The 15,007-nt window shown below is 69.9% G+C and carries 11 protein-coding genes; 3 read left to right on the top strand and 8 right to left on the bottom strand.

Going from position 1 to position 15,007, the window contains the following annotated elements; translation table 11 throughout:
* Positions 1–22: 22 nt before the first annotated feature.
* Positions 23–1,159 (bottom strand): molecular chaperone DnaJ, encoded by a 1,137-nt coding sequence (gene dnaJ / locus OG241_RS19125; protein ID WP_006376132.1) that lies wholly within the window; start codon positions 1,157–1,159, stop codon positions 23–25.
* Positions 1,160–2,176 carry a heat-inducible transcriptional repressor HrcA gene (gene hrcA, locus OG241_RS19130; RefSeq protein ID WP_405816742.1) on the bottom strand — a complete coding sequence of 339 codons (1,017 nt, stop codon included), beginning with the start codon at positions 2,174–2,176 and terminating at the stop codon, positions 1,160–1,162.
* A 295-nt stretch (positions 2,177–2,471) separates the two neighbouring features.
* Here hrcA and OG241_RS19135 point away from each other — a divergent pair, with 295 nt between their 5' ends.
* Positions 2,472–3,248, top strand: a complete 777-nt coding sequence (locus OG241_RS19135) for an MBL fold metallo-hydrolase (protein WP_405816743.1) — start codon at positions 2,472–2,474, stop codon at positions 3,246–3,248.
* A gap of 31 nt (positions 3,249–3,279) precedes the next feature.
* Positions 3,280–4,101: a DUF3097 domain-containing protein gene (locus OG241_RS19140; RefSeq protein ID WP_405816744.1), complete on the top strand. Its 822-nt coding sequence runs from the start codon at positions 3,280–3,282 to the stop codon at positions 4,099–4,101.
* Between the two features lie 349 nt (positions 4,102–4,450).
* Here OG241_RS19140 and hemW read toward each other — a convergent pair whose 3' ends face one another.
* The 4 genes from hemW to lepA all read right to left on the bottom strand — a co-directional run bounded on the left by hemW (position 4,451) and on the right by lepA (position 12,555).
* Positions 4,451–5,683 carry a radical SAM family heme chaperone HemW gene (gene hemW / locus OG241_RS19145; protein WP_405816745.1) on the bottom strand — a complete coding sequence of 411 codons (1,233 nt, stop codon included), beginning with the start codon at positions 5,681–5,683 and terminating at the stop codon, positions 4,451–4,453.
* Between the two features lie 107 nt (positions 5,684–5,790).
* Complete coding sequence (locus tag OG241_RS19150) at positions 5,791–7,935, bottom strand: SpoIIE family protein phosphatase (protein WP_405816746.1); 2,145 nt, start codon at positions 7,933–7,935, stop codon at positions 5,791–5,793.
* Positions 7,936–8,447: 512 nt separating this feature from the next.
* Positions 8,448–10,322, bottom strand: a complete 1,875-nt coding sequence (locus tag OG241_RS19155; RefSeq protein ID WP_405816747.1) for an AMP-dependent synthetase/ligase — start codon at positions 10,320–10,322, stop codon at positions 8,448–8,450.
* Between the two features lie 352 nt (positions 10,323–10,674).
* Positions 10,675–12,555, bottom strand: a complete 1,881-nt coding sequence (lepA, locus tag OG241_RS19160; protein ID WP_405816748.1) for a translation elongation factor 4 — start codon at positions 12,553–12,555, stop codon at positions 10,675–10,677.
* A 276-nt stretch (positions 12,556–12,831) separates the two neighbouring features.
* On the opposite strand from lepA, the gene rpsT reads away from it, so the two are divergent.
* Positions 12,832–13,098, top strand: coding sequence for a 30S ribosomal protein S20 (rpsT, locus tag OG241_RS19165; protein WP_006377997.1), 267 nt, complete (start codon positions 12,832–12,834; stop codon positions 13,096–13,098).
* Between the two features lie 546 nt (positions 13,099–13,644).
* On the opposite strand, the gene holA is transcribed toward rpsT, so the two are convergent.
* Both holA and OG241_RS19175 read right to left on the bottom strand, forming a co-directional pair.
* Positions 13,645–14,637 carry a DNA polymerase III subunit delta gene (holA, locus tag OG241_RS19170; protein WP_405816750.1) on the bottom strand — a complete coding sequence of 331 codons (993 nt, stop codon included), beginning with the start codon at positions 14,635–14,637 and terminating at the stop codon, positions 13,645–13,647.
* Between the two features lie 67 nt (positions 14,638–14,704).
* A complete protein-coding gene (locus OG241_RS19175; RefSeq protein WP_405816752.1) occupies positions 14,705–14,950 on the bottom strand; it encodes a hypothetical protein in 246 nt (81 codons plus the stop codon).
* Positions 14,951–15,007 lie beyond the last annotated feature (57 nt).

Consider the following 15,007-nt stretch of genomic DNA (forward strand, 5'->3'; position numbering starts at 1 on the left):
GAACCCTTGCCGGAACCTTCGCTCAGCGACCGTTGAACGCGTCCTTCAACCGCGAGAACAGCCCCTGCTGCCCAGGCTGGAACTGCCCTGTGGGCCGCTCCTCGCCCCGCAGCAGCGCCAGCTCGCGCAGCAACCTCTCCTGCTCGGGATCAAGCTTCGAAGGAGTCATGACCTCGACATGGACGATGAGGTCACCGCGTCCCCCGCCCCGCAGGTGCGTGACACCGCGCCCGTGCAGCGGAATCGACTGCCCGGACTGCGTGCCCGGACGGATGTCGACCTCCTCCAGCCCGTCGAGAGTCTCCAGCGGCACCTTCGTGCCCAGCGACGCCGCCGTCATCGGCAGAGTCACCGTGCAGTGCAGATCGTCGCCGCGCCGCTGGAACTGCGAGTGCGGCAGCTCATGGATCTCGACGTACAGGTCACCGGCGGGACCGCCACCGGGCCCCACCTCGCCCTCTCCGGCGAGCTGGATCCTCGTACCGTTGTCGACACCCGCGGGGATCTTCACGGTCAGCGTCCGACGCGACCGCACCCGCCCGTCACCGGCGCACTCGGGGCACGGGGTCGGAACGACCGTCCCGAACCCCTGGCACTGCGGGCAGGGCCGTGACGTCATGACCTGGCCCAGGAAGGACCGCGTCACCTGGGACACCTCGCCCCGGCCGCGACACATGTCGCAGGTCTGGGCGGAGGTCCCGGGCGCCGCGCCCTCACCACTGCAGGTGGCGCACACCACGGCCGTGTCGACCTGGATGTCCTTGGTGGTCCCGAAGGCGGCCTCGTCCAGCTCGATGTCGAGCCGGATCATCGCGTCCTGGCCGCGCCGCGTACGCGACCTCGGCCCCCGCTGGGACGCCGTTCCGAAGAACGCGTCCATGATGTCCGAGAAGTTCCCGAAGCCACCGGCGCCGAAGCCGCCCGCGCCTCCGCCGCCCGCCTGCGAGAGGGGGTCGCCACCGAGGTCGTAGACCTGCTTCTTCTGCGGGTCCGACAACACCTCGTACGCGGCGTTGATCTCCTTGAACCGCTCCTGCGTCTTCGGATCGGGGTTGACGTCCGGGTGCAGCTCGCGGGCGAGCCTCCTGAACGCCTTCTTGATCTCGTCCTGGGACGCGTCGCGGCGCACGCCGAGTACGGCGTAGTAGTCCGTGGCCACTTAAGACTCCGCCAGGATCTGTCCGACGTACCGTGCCACTGCGCGTACCGCTCCCATCGTTCCCGGGTAGTCCATGCGGGTCGGTCCGACCACGCCGAGCTTGGCCACTGCCTCGCCGCCCGAACCGTAACCGACCGACACGACGGACGTGGAGTTGAGTCCCTCGTATTTGTTTTCGTGACCGATTCGTACGGTCATGCTCGAATCCCCGGCCTCACCAAGGAGTTTGAGAAGTACGACCTGTTCCTCCAGGGCTTCCAGAACGGGTCGGATAGTGAGGGGAAAGTCATGCCCGAAGCGGGTCAGATTGGCGGTTCCGCCGATCATCAGCCGCTCCTCGGCCTCCTCGACAAGCGTCTCCAGAAGGGTGGAGAGCACCGTCGTGACCGTGCCCCGGTCCTCCACCTCGAAGGCGTCCGGGAGGTCCTGCACAAGCTGCGGCACGTCCGCGAACCGGCGGCCCGCGACCCGGCTGTTGAGCCGCGCGCGCAGATCCGCCAGCGAGGTCTCCCCGAAGGGCGCCGGGCAGTCGATCATCCGCTGCTCCACCCGGCCCGTGTCCGTGATCAGCACGAGCATCAGGCGCGCGGGAGCGAGCGAGAGCAGCTCCACGTGCCGCACGGTGGACCGGGTGAGCGACGGATACTGCACGACGGCGACCTGCCGCGTGAGCTGGGCAAGCAGCCGAACCGTACGCCCCACCACATCGTCGAGATCGACGGCGCCGTCCAGGAAGTTCTGGATGGCACGCCGCTCGGGCGCGGTCATCGGCTTGACGCCGGCGAGCCTGTCGACGAAGAGCCGGTAGCCCTTCTCGGTCGGGATACGCCCGGCACTGGTGTGAGGTTGGGCGATGAAGCCCTCGTCCTCCAGCGCCGCCATGTCGTTACGGACGGTCGCCGGTGAGACCCCGAGGTTGTGCCGCTCGGTGAGCGCCTTGGACCCGACCGGCTCCTCGGTGCCGACATAGTCCTGGACGATGGCGCGCAGCACTTCGAGCCTGCGTTCACTGAGCATCGCGCACACCTCCAGCTGTCGTCCCCTGAGTGCCTACCCCGGTAACCGGGCTTCCGCACCGACCTGCACGTCTCTTCGGCTCTCCATTGGCCTTCCCTGGCACTCTTCGTGCCCGAGTGCCAGACTTCCCCGGCCCAGTGTACGGCTGCCGGGTACACCCCCGGCAAGGGCGGCCCGCGCCGACCTGCCGACCTGTACCGACCTGTCCTGCGATGTCGTGTCCGCGGCAACCGCTCGGCGCCACGACTTCCCTCTGCTTCCGCCCGCTTCCGCCTGCTGCGGCTAGCGTCGCCGCATGAAGGTGACTTGGGAAGAGCCGAGGTGGGGCGACCTGGGTTGGGAGCGCCTGGCCCCCGGGGTGGGGCGGTGCCGCCTGCCGGTCTGGGACTGCACGGTGGGACTGGTGACCGGCCCGGGCGGCGCGCTGCTGATCGACGCCGGATCAAGCCTCGCGGAGGGCGCACGGCTGCGCCTGGAGGCCCAGTCGCTAGCCGGTCGCCGTGTGGACTTTCTCGCACTGACGCACCCCCATTTCGATCACGTTTTCGGGGCGGCGGCGTTCGCGGGTGCGCATGTCCTGGCGGCAGGGGGCGAGGACGGCTCAGGAAGCGAATTCGGGCCATTGGGGCGCGAGGCGTTGCGCGCGGACGCGGTACGCAACGGTCTGGACGTCCGCGCGGCGGAGGAGGCGGCGGACACCCTGGTCGTTCCACGTCAGCAGATCCAAAAAAGCCTCACCATAGAACTGCCCGGCGGCCCTCAAGCCACCCTCTGGAACGTGGGCCCGGGCCACACCCGAACCGACCTGGCGGTCGTAGTACCCACCACCCCCACCACCAACCCGACGATCGTCTTCTGCGGCGACCTGGTCGAGGAGTCGGGCGAACCGCAGGCGGGCCCCGACGCCGTACCGTCGCACTGGCCGGCGGCCCTCGACCGCCTCCTCGCCCTGGGCGGCGAGGACGCGCTGTACGTACCCGGCCACGGCGCGGTGGTGGACGCGGCGTTCGTACGGGCCCAACGGGACGCCCTGGCAAGGCGTTTCGGCGTGTCGCGGGAGCCGGTGGCCTGACGGCGCGACCGCTTCTCCTATCGTCATCCGAATGCGCCAGTACTCTCCGGACCTGACCCCACCGTGGAAGAAGCCCAAGCCCGTACCGCAGGTCCCGGCGGACCCCGGCCTGGTGGTCGAGGAGCCGAGTACGGGCTTCTGCGGCGCGGTGATCCGCTGCGAGGCGGGCACGGTCACCCTGGAGGACCGCTTCGGCAAACACCGGGTGTTCCCGCTGGAGCCGAGCGGCTTCCTGCTGGAGGGCAAGGTGGTGACCCTGGTCCGCCCCACCGGGTCACCGGCCGCGTCTGCGGTACGTCCGTCCCGTACCGCTTCCGGTTCGGTGGCGGTTCCCGGTGCCCGCGCGCGGGTGGCCCGGGCGGGGCGGATCTACGTGGAGGGCCGGCACGACGCCGAACTGGTCGAGAAGGTGTGGGGAGACGACCTGCGGGTCGAGGGCGTGGTCGTCGAGTACCTGGAGGGCATCAACGACCTCCCCGCGATCGTGACCGAGTTCGCCCCGGGCCCGGACGCCCGCCTGGGCATCCTGGTGGACCACCTGGTCCCGGGCACCAAGGAGTTCCGGATCGCGCGGTCGGTGACGAGCGAACACGCGCTGGTGGTCGGGCACCCGTACATCGACGTGTGGGAGGCGGTGAAGCCCGCGTCACTGGGCATCCCCGGCTGGCCCCGGATCCCCCACGGACAGGACTGGAAGACGGGCGTGTGCCGGGAACTGGGCTGGCCGGAGAACACGGGGGCGGTGTGGCAGGCGATCCTGGCCCGCGTACGAACGTACAGGGACCTGGAGCCGGAGCTCCTGGGCCGCGTGGAGGAACTGATCGACTTCGTCACAGCACCGACGGACACGTGAGAGCCGGTTAAGCGCAACCTTCCTCTCCCACCCACCCGCCCTTACCGCATCTACAGCCCAGGCCGCACCCCTCCAGAGCCGGGCCACGCCTCCAGCCCAGGCCCGCACCCCCAGCCCGTCCGGCGTTTGAGGACAAGGCCCGTTCAGGGCCGACTTCTTTCCCACCCACCCGCCCCCACCGCTTCTACAGCCCAGGCCGCACCCCTCCAGCCCCGGCCCGCACCCCCAGCCCGTCCGGCGCTTGAGGACAAGGCCCGTTCAGGGCCGGAGCGGGGGTCTGGGGGCGCAGCCCCCAGGAACAGGATGGGACGGGTAGGGGCGGCGGGGGCGAAAACACCCCACCCCCACCTCAGTCCACCAGGTCCCGAACCACCGCATCGGCCAACAACCGCCCCCGCAACGTCAACACCGCCCGCCCCTCCCCATACGGCCCCGCCTCCAACAACCCCTCCCCCAACGCCCGCCCCGCAGCCCCCAGCCCCTCCTCCCGCAGCAACGCCAACGGCACCCCCTCCCGCAACCTCAGCTCCAGCAGAATCCGCTCGACCCGCCGATCCTCCTCCGACAGCACCTCACGCCCCGCCCCCGGCGACCGCCCCGCCGCCAGCGCCCCCGCGTACGCCCCGGGATGCTTGACGTTCCACCACCGCACGCCCCCCACATGGCTGTGCGCCCCGGGCCCCGCGCCCCACCAGTCGGCGCCGCGCCAGTACAGCTCGTTGTGCAGGCACCGGGCAGCCTCAGAGGTCGCCCAGTTGGACACCTCGTACCAGTCGTAGCCCGCCGCCCCCAGCACCTCGTCGGCGATCAGATACCGGTCCGCGTGCACATCGTCGTCGGTCATCGGAACCTCGCCCCGGCGGATACGCCGAGCCAGCTGCGTACCCTCCTCCACGATCAGCGCGTAGGCGCTCACATGGTCCGGCCCCGCGCCGAGCACGGCGTCCAGCGAGGCCCGCCAGTCGTCGTCCGACTCACCGGGCGTGCCGTAGATCAGGTCGAGGTTCACATGGTCGAACCCCACCGCCCGCGCCTCCGCGACACACGCCTCGGGCCGCCCCGGCGTGTGCGTACGGTCCAGCACCTTCAGCACGTGCTGCTTCGCGCTCTGCATCCCGAACGAGATCCGGTTGAAGCCGCCCTCGCGCAGGGTGGCCAGATACCGCTCGTCCACCGATTCCGGGTTCGCCTCCGTCGTCACCTCCGCGTCCGCCGCGAGGCCGAACTCGTCACGGATCGAGCGCAGCATCCGTACAAGATCGTCGGCGGCCAGAAGCGTCGGCGTACCGCCTCCCACGAACACCGTGCGAACCTCGCGGGGGTCGTCGCCCAGCACCTTCCGCGCGAGCCGGACCTCGTCGATGAGCGTGTCCGCGTAGTTGTCGCGGGAGGCCAGGACACCGCCCGTGCCGCGCAGCTCGGTCGCCGTGTAGGTGTTGAAGTCGCAGTAGCCGCAGCGGGTCGCGCAGTACGGGACGTGGAGGTAGAACCCGAGGGGACGGTCCGCGGCCCCGGCGAGAGCGGGGGCGGGCAGGGCGCCGTCGTCGGGGACGGGTTCGCCGTCGGGGAGTGCGGAGGGCATGCCTTCCATTGTCCAGCACCGCCACGACAACCCGCCCCACAGATGACATGGGCACTACCGGGGCGCGGCCATCCAGGCACGTAAGTCCCGCTCACCACCCCGGCGCGTCAGTCGGTCTGCAGCACCAGCAGCGCCAGATCGTCCTCGGGCGGCTTCTCCCCGAACTCGTGCACGAGTCGGCGGATACGTTCCGCGATCAGCTGCGCGTCCAGCCCGGCGCAGCCGGCGAGGGCGCTCGCCAGCCCGTCGCCGTCGTCGAACTGTCGGGGCCCGCAGCGCCGCTCGGTGACCCCGTCGGTGACACACAGCAGGCTGTCACCCGGCCACAGCTCGAAGCTTCCGCTCGTGTACGTCTCGTCCTCGACGACCCCGAGCAGGGTCTGCGGCTCGGCGGCCGTAAGGACCTCACCGCTCGCCCGGAGCACCAGCGGCAGCGGATGCCCGGCCGAGGCGAGGGTGCAGCGCACGCCCCCGTCGAAGGGCGCGAGCTCACCGTAGAGAAGCGAGAGGAAACGGGTCTGCGGACCCTCGCCCTGCCGTACCGCGGCCGGTTCGAGGGGACCGCCGGAACCCCCCGACCCCCCCGACCCCCCTGAACCGCCCGAACCCACCGAACCGCCCGAACCCACTGGCGCCGCAGCCCGCCCGTCCGCCGCGACCAGCGCGCGGGCCGCCGCGTCCGCCGTCTCGGTGGCGTCGTCGAGGAGCAGTTGGTTGAGCCGGTCGAGGACATCGGCGACCCGATACCCCTCACGGGCGAGCAGCCGCAGCCACGGCCGTGCCAGCCCGATCACCACGGCCGCCTCCGGCCCCTTCCCCTGGACGTCGCCGACGGCGAAGCACCAGCGGCCGTCGCCGGCCGGGAAGAGGTCGTAGAAGTCGCCGCTGGGGCCGCCCTTGTCGCAGGGTTCGTAGACGAGGGCGCTGCTGACGCCGGGGATCTCGGCGACGGCGCCGGGCAGCAGCCCGCGCTGGAGGATGCGGCTGATGGTGGCCTGGCGGGCGTACTGGCGGGCGGCGCCGATGGCGAGGGCCACGCGGCGGCTGAGATCCTCGACGAGGCCGGTGACCTCGTCGGGGAAGCGGATCGTCCCGGCCCGCCCGATGACCAGCGTGCCCAGCGGTCGGCCGCCCGCAACCAGCCGGTAGGCGAGCGCGGAGCCGATCTCCCCGTGCCCGTCGAGCGCCTCGCCGGGCCAGGGCACGGTGACCGGCCCCGTTCTGGTGGTGTCGGGCGGGCGCGGCGGGTCCTTCTCCAGGGCGCGGCGCAGCTCCTCGATAGAGTCCTCGCTGCCGTGCCAGACCCCGGCGAGCCGTGGCCCGGGCCCGGTGTAACCACCGTCCCCGTCGCCACCTCCGCCTCCGTCGCCCCAGCTCCCGCGCCCCATGGACTCGTCCTCCAGCCACACCGCGCACCAGTCGGCGAGGCGCGGCACGAGGAGCTGTCCGGTGAGCGCGGCGACGAGGTCCTCGTCGAGCTGTCCGGCGAGCAGGTCGGAGGCCTCGGCAAGGAAGGAGAGGGCGCCGTGGTTGAGCCACTCCTGGTCGTGCGGGTCGCGCTGCGGCTCGGGGGCGAGGATCTCGGCGACCCGTAACCCCTGCCCGAGCGTCTGAGTACCGGCGTACGGGTCGAGGTCGTCGTCGACCGTCATGCCGTCGGCGGGGATCCGCGCCCACACGGTCTTGATGCCGGTGCGGTAGGTGACCCCCCAGGCCTCGGAGAGCACGGAGACTAGGCGCAGGCCACGCCCGTACTCCGGTATGTCGTACGGGAGTTCGGCACCGCCGTCCCGAGGTGCGCGGGAGGGATGGTGATCGGACACCTCGACGACAAGCGCGACGCCGGCCACCCCCTCCCCCTCCTCCTCCCCTTCGTCACGCCCGTCGCCCTCCGACTCGCCCAGCTCGCCCGGTTCCCCCCACTCCCCCGGCGTCTCCAGGCGGCACTGCAGCTCCACGTCCGTTCCCGCGTGGACGACGGCGTTGGTGACGAGTTCACTGACGACCACCATGGCGTCGTCGATGAGCCGGTCGGGCAGTGACGCGGCGCCGGTCAGGCCGAGTTGGGCCCATTCGGCCAGGGCGCCGCGGACGAGTCCACGTGCGGCGCCGGGCGCGAGAGGGCCGCCGCCGAGCGTGGCGTGGGCCACCGCACGCCGACCCGCACCCCGGCGCGCGGGCACACCTGGCGCGCCGGGCGCACGGGACGGCACACGGGGCACGGTCTCCCGTTGCGTCGGAATGGCCCCCATCAGCAGCTCCCGAGCAGATCGTACGAATACACCTCAGTGGACGCGGACAGAGTGACAGACCGACCACGCCCATAAGCGCCGAGTTACCGAAGTGGGCCACCATGAGTGAGAACAGTGCTACGCAAGTGCTCAGAGACGGACAGATTCGGGCATCCGATCCGCGTCAATCCGATCTGCGTCAATCCGATCCGCGTCCGCTACTCGCCGCGACGACCTCGACCAGCGACTGGAACGCGTACTGACCCGCGAGCACGCCAACGACAGCCAGGTCAGCGCCCAACCGGCAGAGCTGGAGTACCAGTTGTCAGGCGACAGCCCTCCGAGCACCGAGGCGCTGCTGAGGCGGATCCGAGGACTCCGCCAACTACTGAACAAGGGCCATGAGTTCTAGCCCAGGAGCGAGCGCGGGGGCTGCGTCGATGTACGGCTCCGCCGCGCGGGCGCGACCAGCCACAACGCACCCGCGCCCGCAGCCGCAGCCGCAGCCGGTCCCCCGCCCCTCCCCTCCCGCGCTACGCCTCCCGAGACCCCGCATACATCTCGTCGATCAAGTGCTTGTACTCCCGCTCGACAACCGGCCGCTTCAACTTCAGGCTCGGCGTGATCTCCCCGTGCTCAACATCGAGATCCCGCGGCAGCAACCGGAACTTCTTGATGGTCTGCCACCGCTGAAGCCCCCCGTTGAGCTCCTTGACGTACCCCTCGATGAGAGCCACCGTCGCCGGCGCGGCCACCACCTCCGCGTACGACTTCCCGTCGAGCCCGTTGTCCTTCGCCCAGCCCAGGATCGACGGCTCGTCGAGCGCGATGAGGGCGGTGCAGAAGTTCCGGTCGGCGCCGTGCACCAGGATGTTCGAGACGTACGGGCAGACCGCCTTGAACTGTCCCTCGACCTCGGCGGGCGCGATGTACTTGCCGCCGGACGTTTTGATGAGGTCCTTCTTGCGGTCGGTGATGCGCAGATACCCGTCGGGCGACAGCTCACCGATGTCACCGGTGTGGAACCAGCCGTCGGACTCCAGCACCTCGGCGGTCTTCTCGGGCAGCCCGTGGTACCCCTCCATGATCCCGGGCCCGCGCAGCAGGATCTCGCCGTCGTCCGCGATGCGCACCTCCGTGCCGGGCAGCGGCTTGCCGACCGTGCCGGTGCGGTAGGCCTCGCCGGGGTTGACGAAGGAGGCGGCGGAGGACTCGGTGAGGCCGTAGCCCTCCAGGATGTGGATGCCGACGCCGGAGAAGAAGAAGCCGATCTCTGGGGCGAGGGCGGCCGATCCGGAGACACACGCGCGCAGGTTGCCGCCGAAGGCCTCGCGGATCTTCGAGAAGACGAGCGCGTCGGCGACCTTGTGCTTCGCGGCGAGACCGAAGGGCACGGAGGCGGTACCGGTGCGCCGGAAGTTGTCCTGGCTGGCCTTGGCGTACTCGCGGGCGACCTCGGAGGCCCACTGGAAGATCTTGTACTTGGCGCTGCCACCGGCCCGCGCCTTGGCCGCGACCCCGTTGTAGACCTTCTCGAAGATGCGCGGCACGGCGGCCATGTACGTCGGCTCGACGACCGGCAGATTCTCGATGATCTTGTCGACCCGGCCGTCGACGGCGGTGACGTGCCCGACCTCGATCTGGCCGGAGGTGAGCACCTTGCCGAAGACGTGCGCAAGCGGCAGCCACAGGTACTGGACGTCGTCGGCGCTGATCAGGCCGGTCGCGGCGGTCGCCTTCGCCATGTACGCCCAGTTGTCGTGCGGCAGCCGGACCCCCTTGGGGCGGCCCGTCGTGCCGGACGTGTAGATGAGGGTCGCGAGCTGGTCCTTGGTGATGGCCCCGACCCGCTCCTTGATCAGGTTCGGGTGCTCCTCCAGGTACGCGGCACCGCGTTTCTCCAGCTCGGCGAGGGTGAGCACCCCCTCGCCGCTCTCGACGCCGGCCGGGTCGATGACCACGACATGGGTGAGTTCGGGGAGGTCGGCGCGCTTCTCCTGGGCCTTGGCGAGCTGGGCCGCGTCCTCGGCGATCAGCACCTTGCTGGCGGAGTCGGCGAGGATGAAGGCCGACTCGTCGGCGTTGGTCTGCGGGTACACCGTGGTCGTGGCGGCGCCGGCGCACATGATGCCCAGGTCACCGAGGATCCACTCGACGCGGGTGGCGGAGGCGAGCGCGACGCGCTGCTCCGGCTCTACCCCCAGTTCGATCAGACCGGCCGCGATGGCGTAGACCCGCTCGGCGGCCTGCGCCCAGGTCAGTGACTTCCAGTCGTCGGGGCCCTCACCGGCGGCCGGGGGCACCGGGTAGCGGTAGGCCTCGGCGTCCGGCGTGGCGGCCACGCGGTCCAGGAAAAGACCGGCGACGGACGGCGGACGGTTCTCGATCAAGGTCTGTGTGTCGCTCACGACATCCTCCGGGGCCCGCGGCAGTGCGGCGGCTGGCTCATTTGCGGCTGTTGTTACTGCGTCTTCGCGTCTTATCGGGGGACGGCCCCCAGACCCCCAGCAGACAAGCAGGTCAGCAGGGCTTGACCGGCCTGCACATCACGAGGCGAAACCTGAGTGACTCGCGAGTAACTACCGAGCAGAGATCAGAGTAAGGCGCGACCGCCCGACGCGTAAGGGGCGACGGCCTGTCACTTCCCGCAGAGAGCGACTGTTCGCTTCCTACAGGCTCGACGGTACGTACGCGACGGGGGCCCACCGCGTTCCTACGCGACGAGCCCCCATTCTCCCGGTTCCCACGGATCGGTGTCGGCTACTTCTTGCCCTTGCCCGACCCGGCGTTGTCGTCGCTCGACAAGACGGCGATGAAGGCCTCCTGCGGAACCTCCACAGAGCCCACCATCTTCATCCGCTTCTTGCCCTCCTTCTGCTTCTCCAGCAGCTTCCGCTTTCGCGAGATGTCACCGCCGTAGCACTTGGCGAGAACGTCCTTGCGAATCGCGCGGATGGTCTCGCGGGCGATGACCCGCGACCCGATGGCGGCCTGGATCGGGATCTCGAAGGCCTGGCGCGGGATCAGCTCGCGCAGCTTGGCGACGAGCCGTACGCCGTACGCGTAGGCCGCGTCCTTGTGGGTGACGGCGGAGAAGGCGTCGACGCGGTCGCCGTGCAGCAGGATGTCGACCTTGACCAGCTGGGCGTCCTGCTCTCCGGTGGGCTCGTAGTCCAGGGAGGCGTAGCCGCGGGTCTTGGACTTCAGGTTGTCGAAGAAGTCGAAGACGATCTCGGCGAGGGGGAGCGTGTAACGGATCTCCACCCGGTCCTCGGAGAGGTAGTCCATGCCGAGAAGGGTGCCCCGGCGGGTCTGGCAGAGCTCCATGATCGAGCCGATGAACTCGCTGGGAGCGAGGATCGTGGCCCGGACGACCGGCTCGAAGACCTTGTCGATCTTGCCCTCGGGGAACTCGCTCGGGTTGGTGACCGTGTGCTCCTTCCCGTCCTCCATGATCACGCGGTAGACCACGTTGGGCGCGGTGGCGATGAGTTCGAGGTTGAACTCGCGCTCCAGGCGCTCACGGATGACGTCGAGGTGCAGCAGGCCGAGGAAGCCGACACGGAAGCCGAAACCGAGGGCCGCGGAGGTCTCCGGCTCGTAGACCAGGGCGGCGTCGTTGAGCTGGAGCTTGTCCAGCGCCTCGCGGAGGTCGGGGTAGTCCGAGCCGTCCAGGGGGTAGAGGCCCGAGAAGACCATCGGCTTGGGGTCCTTGTACCCGCCGAGGGCCTCGGTGGCGCCCTTCTCCTTGCTGGTGATGGTGTCACCGACCTTGGACTGACGGACGTCCTTCACGCCGGTGATGATGTAGCCCACCTCGCCGACGCCGATGCCGTCGGCCGGTGTCATCTCAGGAGAGGAGACGCCGATCTCAAGGAGCTCGTGGGTGGCGCCGGTCGACATCATCTTGATGCGCTCGCGCTTGTTGAGCTGGCCGTCGATGACACGGACGTACGTGACCACGCCCCGGTAGGAGTCGTAGACCGAGTCGAAGATCATCGCGCGGGCGGGGGCGTCCTTGACGCCGACCGGGGCCGGAACGTCGCGGACGACCCGGTCCAGGAGCGCGTCCACACCGACGCCGGTCTTCGCCGAGACCTTGAGCACGTCCTCGGGCTGGCAGCCGATGAGGTTGGCGAGTTCCTCGGAGAACTTCTCCGGCTGTGCGGCCGGCAGGTCGATCTTGTTCAGCACCGGAACGATGGTGAGCTCGTTCTCCATCGCCAGGTACAGGTTGGCGAGGGTCTGGGCCTCGATGCCCTGGGCGGCGTCGACGAGGAGGACGGTCCCCTCACAGGCCGCGAGCGACCGCGAGACCTCGTACGTGAAGTCGACGTGTCCCGGGGTGTCGATCATGTTCAGGATGTGAGTCCTGCCCTGACCGCCCCCGTCACCGTCGGTCGGGGCCCATGGCAGACGCACCGCCTGGGACTTGATCGTGATGCCGCGCTCGCGCTCGATGTCCATGCGGTCGAGGTACTGGGCGCGCATCTGCCGCTGGTCGACCACTCCGGTCAGCTGGAGCATCCGGTCGGCGAGGGTGGACTTGCCGTGGTCGATGTGCGCGATGATGCAGAAGTTGCGGATCAGAGCCGGGTCGGTACGGCTCGGCTCGGGCACATGGCTAGGGATCGCGGGCACGCAGGGTCCTGATTCTTGAGGCGTCCGCAGTGTCTGCGGTCTCGGGTCGGATCTATACGTAGGCTTCATGGTCCCACGGGCGGGGAGCGGGGACCGGTTTGGGCGGGTTCGCCGGGCCCCGGCTACCGGATTGGGCTGTCCTGAGGGTGACTGGTAGCCTGGGCCGTTGTGTCTCATGCCCTCTCAGCAGGAGACACACGTGCAGTGAAAACCAAGAAGCAATCAAACGGCGCGTGAGGCATGTCCTCGTGCGCCTGAACCTGAAAAGGCTCATTCGTGGCGAACATCAAGTCCCAGATCAAGCGGATCAAGACCAACGAGAAGGCCCGGCTGCGCAACAAGGCCGTCAAGTCCTCCCTGAAGACCGCGATCCGCAAGGCCCGCGAGGCCGCTGCCGCGGGTGACGTCGCGAAGGCGACCGAGGCTCAGCGCGCTGCCGCGCGCCAGCTCGACAAGGCCGTCTCGAAGGGCGTCATCCACAAGAACCAGGCCGCCAACAAGAAGTCGGCGCTTGCTTCCAAGGTCGCCACCCTCAAGGGCTGAACCTCTCTTTCCTTGATCTGATCCAACCGCCGGAGGACCAGAGCGGGCCCTCTCTCCCGCCCCCACCCGGCACCCCGGCCCCACGCACGATCTGCGTTCGCCACGCGGGCGTGAGGCCACCAGCAGCACCAGAAGACGATTGCCCCGAAGGCCCCGACCACCGTCCTCCCCAGGACGACTGCCGGGGCCTTCGGCATGAACGACAACGCTTCAACAGCGAGGCGATACCGATACCTCTCCGGCACGGGCGGTACCGCTCCAGCGCGACCGGCACCTCTCCAGAGCCAGGCATCACCCTCCAGCCCCGGCCGCACCTTTCCAGCCCAGGCCCGCACCCTCAGCCCGTCCGGCGCTCGAGGACAAGGCCTAACCAGCCCCGGCCGCACCTTTCCAACGCAGGCCCGCGCCCTCAGCCCGTTGGGGGTCCCCCCTCTGGGGGAGTTTGAGGACGAGGCCTCTTCAGGGCCGACAGGGGGGTCTGGGGGCGCAGCCCCCAGGAACAGGATGGGACGGGTAAGGGCGGCGGGGGCGAAACCACCCCACCCCCTACCCGCGCCCCCGAGACCGAGCCGCCCGGGCAATCACCACAACCGCCTTCTCCAACGCGTACTCGGGATCATCCCCGCCCCCCTTCACCCCCGCATCAGCCTCAGCCACCGCCCGCAACGCCTCAGCAACCCCATCCGGAGTCCACCCCCGCATCTGCTGCCGCACCCGGTCGATCTTCCACGGCGGCATCCCCAGCTCCCGCGCGAGATCCGCCGGCCGACCGCCCCCCCGCGCGGAGGACAGCTTCCCGATCGCCCGCACCCCCTGCGCCAACGCACTGGTGATCAGCACCGGCGCCACCCCGGTGGACAACGACCACCGCAACGCCTCCAGCGCCTCCGCCGCCCGCCCCTCGACAGCCCGGTCGGCGACCTCGAAGCTCGACGCCTCGGCCCGCCCCGTGTAGTACCGCCCGACCACCGCCCCGTCGATCGTCCCCTCGACATCCGCGACGAGCTGAGTCACCGCGGACGCCAGCTCCCGCAGATCACTGCCGATCGAGTCGACGAGCGCCTGGCACGCCTCCGGTGTGGCCGATCTCCCTGTCACCCGGAACTCCGACCGCACGAACGCCAGCCGATCCGCCGGCTTGGTCATCTTGGGACACGCCACCTCCCGCGCCCCCGCCTTGCGCGCCGCGTCGAGCAACCCCTTGCCCTTGACTCCCCCCGCGTGCAGCAGCACGAGGGTGATCTCCTCCGCGGGCGCCCCGAAGTACGCCTTCACATCCTTGACCGTGTCGGCCGAGAGATCCTGCGCGTTGCGTACGACCACGACCTTGCGCTCAGAGAAGAGCGACGGACTGGTCAGCTCAGCCAGCGTGCCCGGCTGCAACTGGTCCGAGGTCAGGTCTCGTACGTCCGTGTCGGCGTCGGCGGCCCGAGCGGCGGCCACCACCTCCTGCACGGCACGGTCGAGCAGGAGGTCCTCCTGGCCCACGGCAAGCGTGACAGGGGCGAGAGGGTCGTCATGTGCGGTCTTCTTGGCCATCGGGGAAAGCATCCCACGAGCCACTGACAACGCGGCCCGCCCGCAGCCCCGCCCTCCCGCTCACCGGCTACGGCTCCTCCCGCCACCCTTCCCACTCCCCCGCGAAATCGTCCAGCTCCTTCGGATCCAGCCGCCCCGCCTCGTCCCGCAGCACCACGAGCCACTGCGCGTCCTCGGCGTCGTCCTCACCGGCCAGGGCATCCCGTACGAGCTGCGGCTCCTCACCGATACCGAACCGGTCACGCAGCGCCTCCACCACGTCCTCGGCAGCATCACGGTCGGGCAGCACCAGCACATGTCTCACATCGTTCACGGATACATTTTCCGCCACCCCGAGCCCCGATCCCCTCGCTACGCTCATCCCGGCCTC

This window comes from Streptomyces sp. NBC_01390, from assembly GCF_045040105.1.
Taxonomy (GTDB): domain Bacteria; phylum Actinomycetota; class Actinomycetes; order Streptomycetales; family Streptomycetaceae; genus Streptomyces.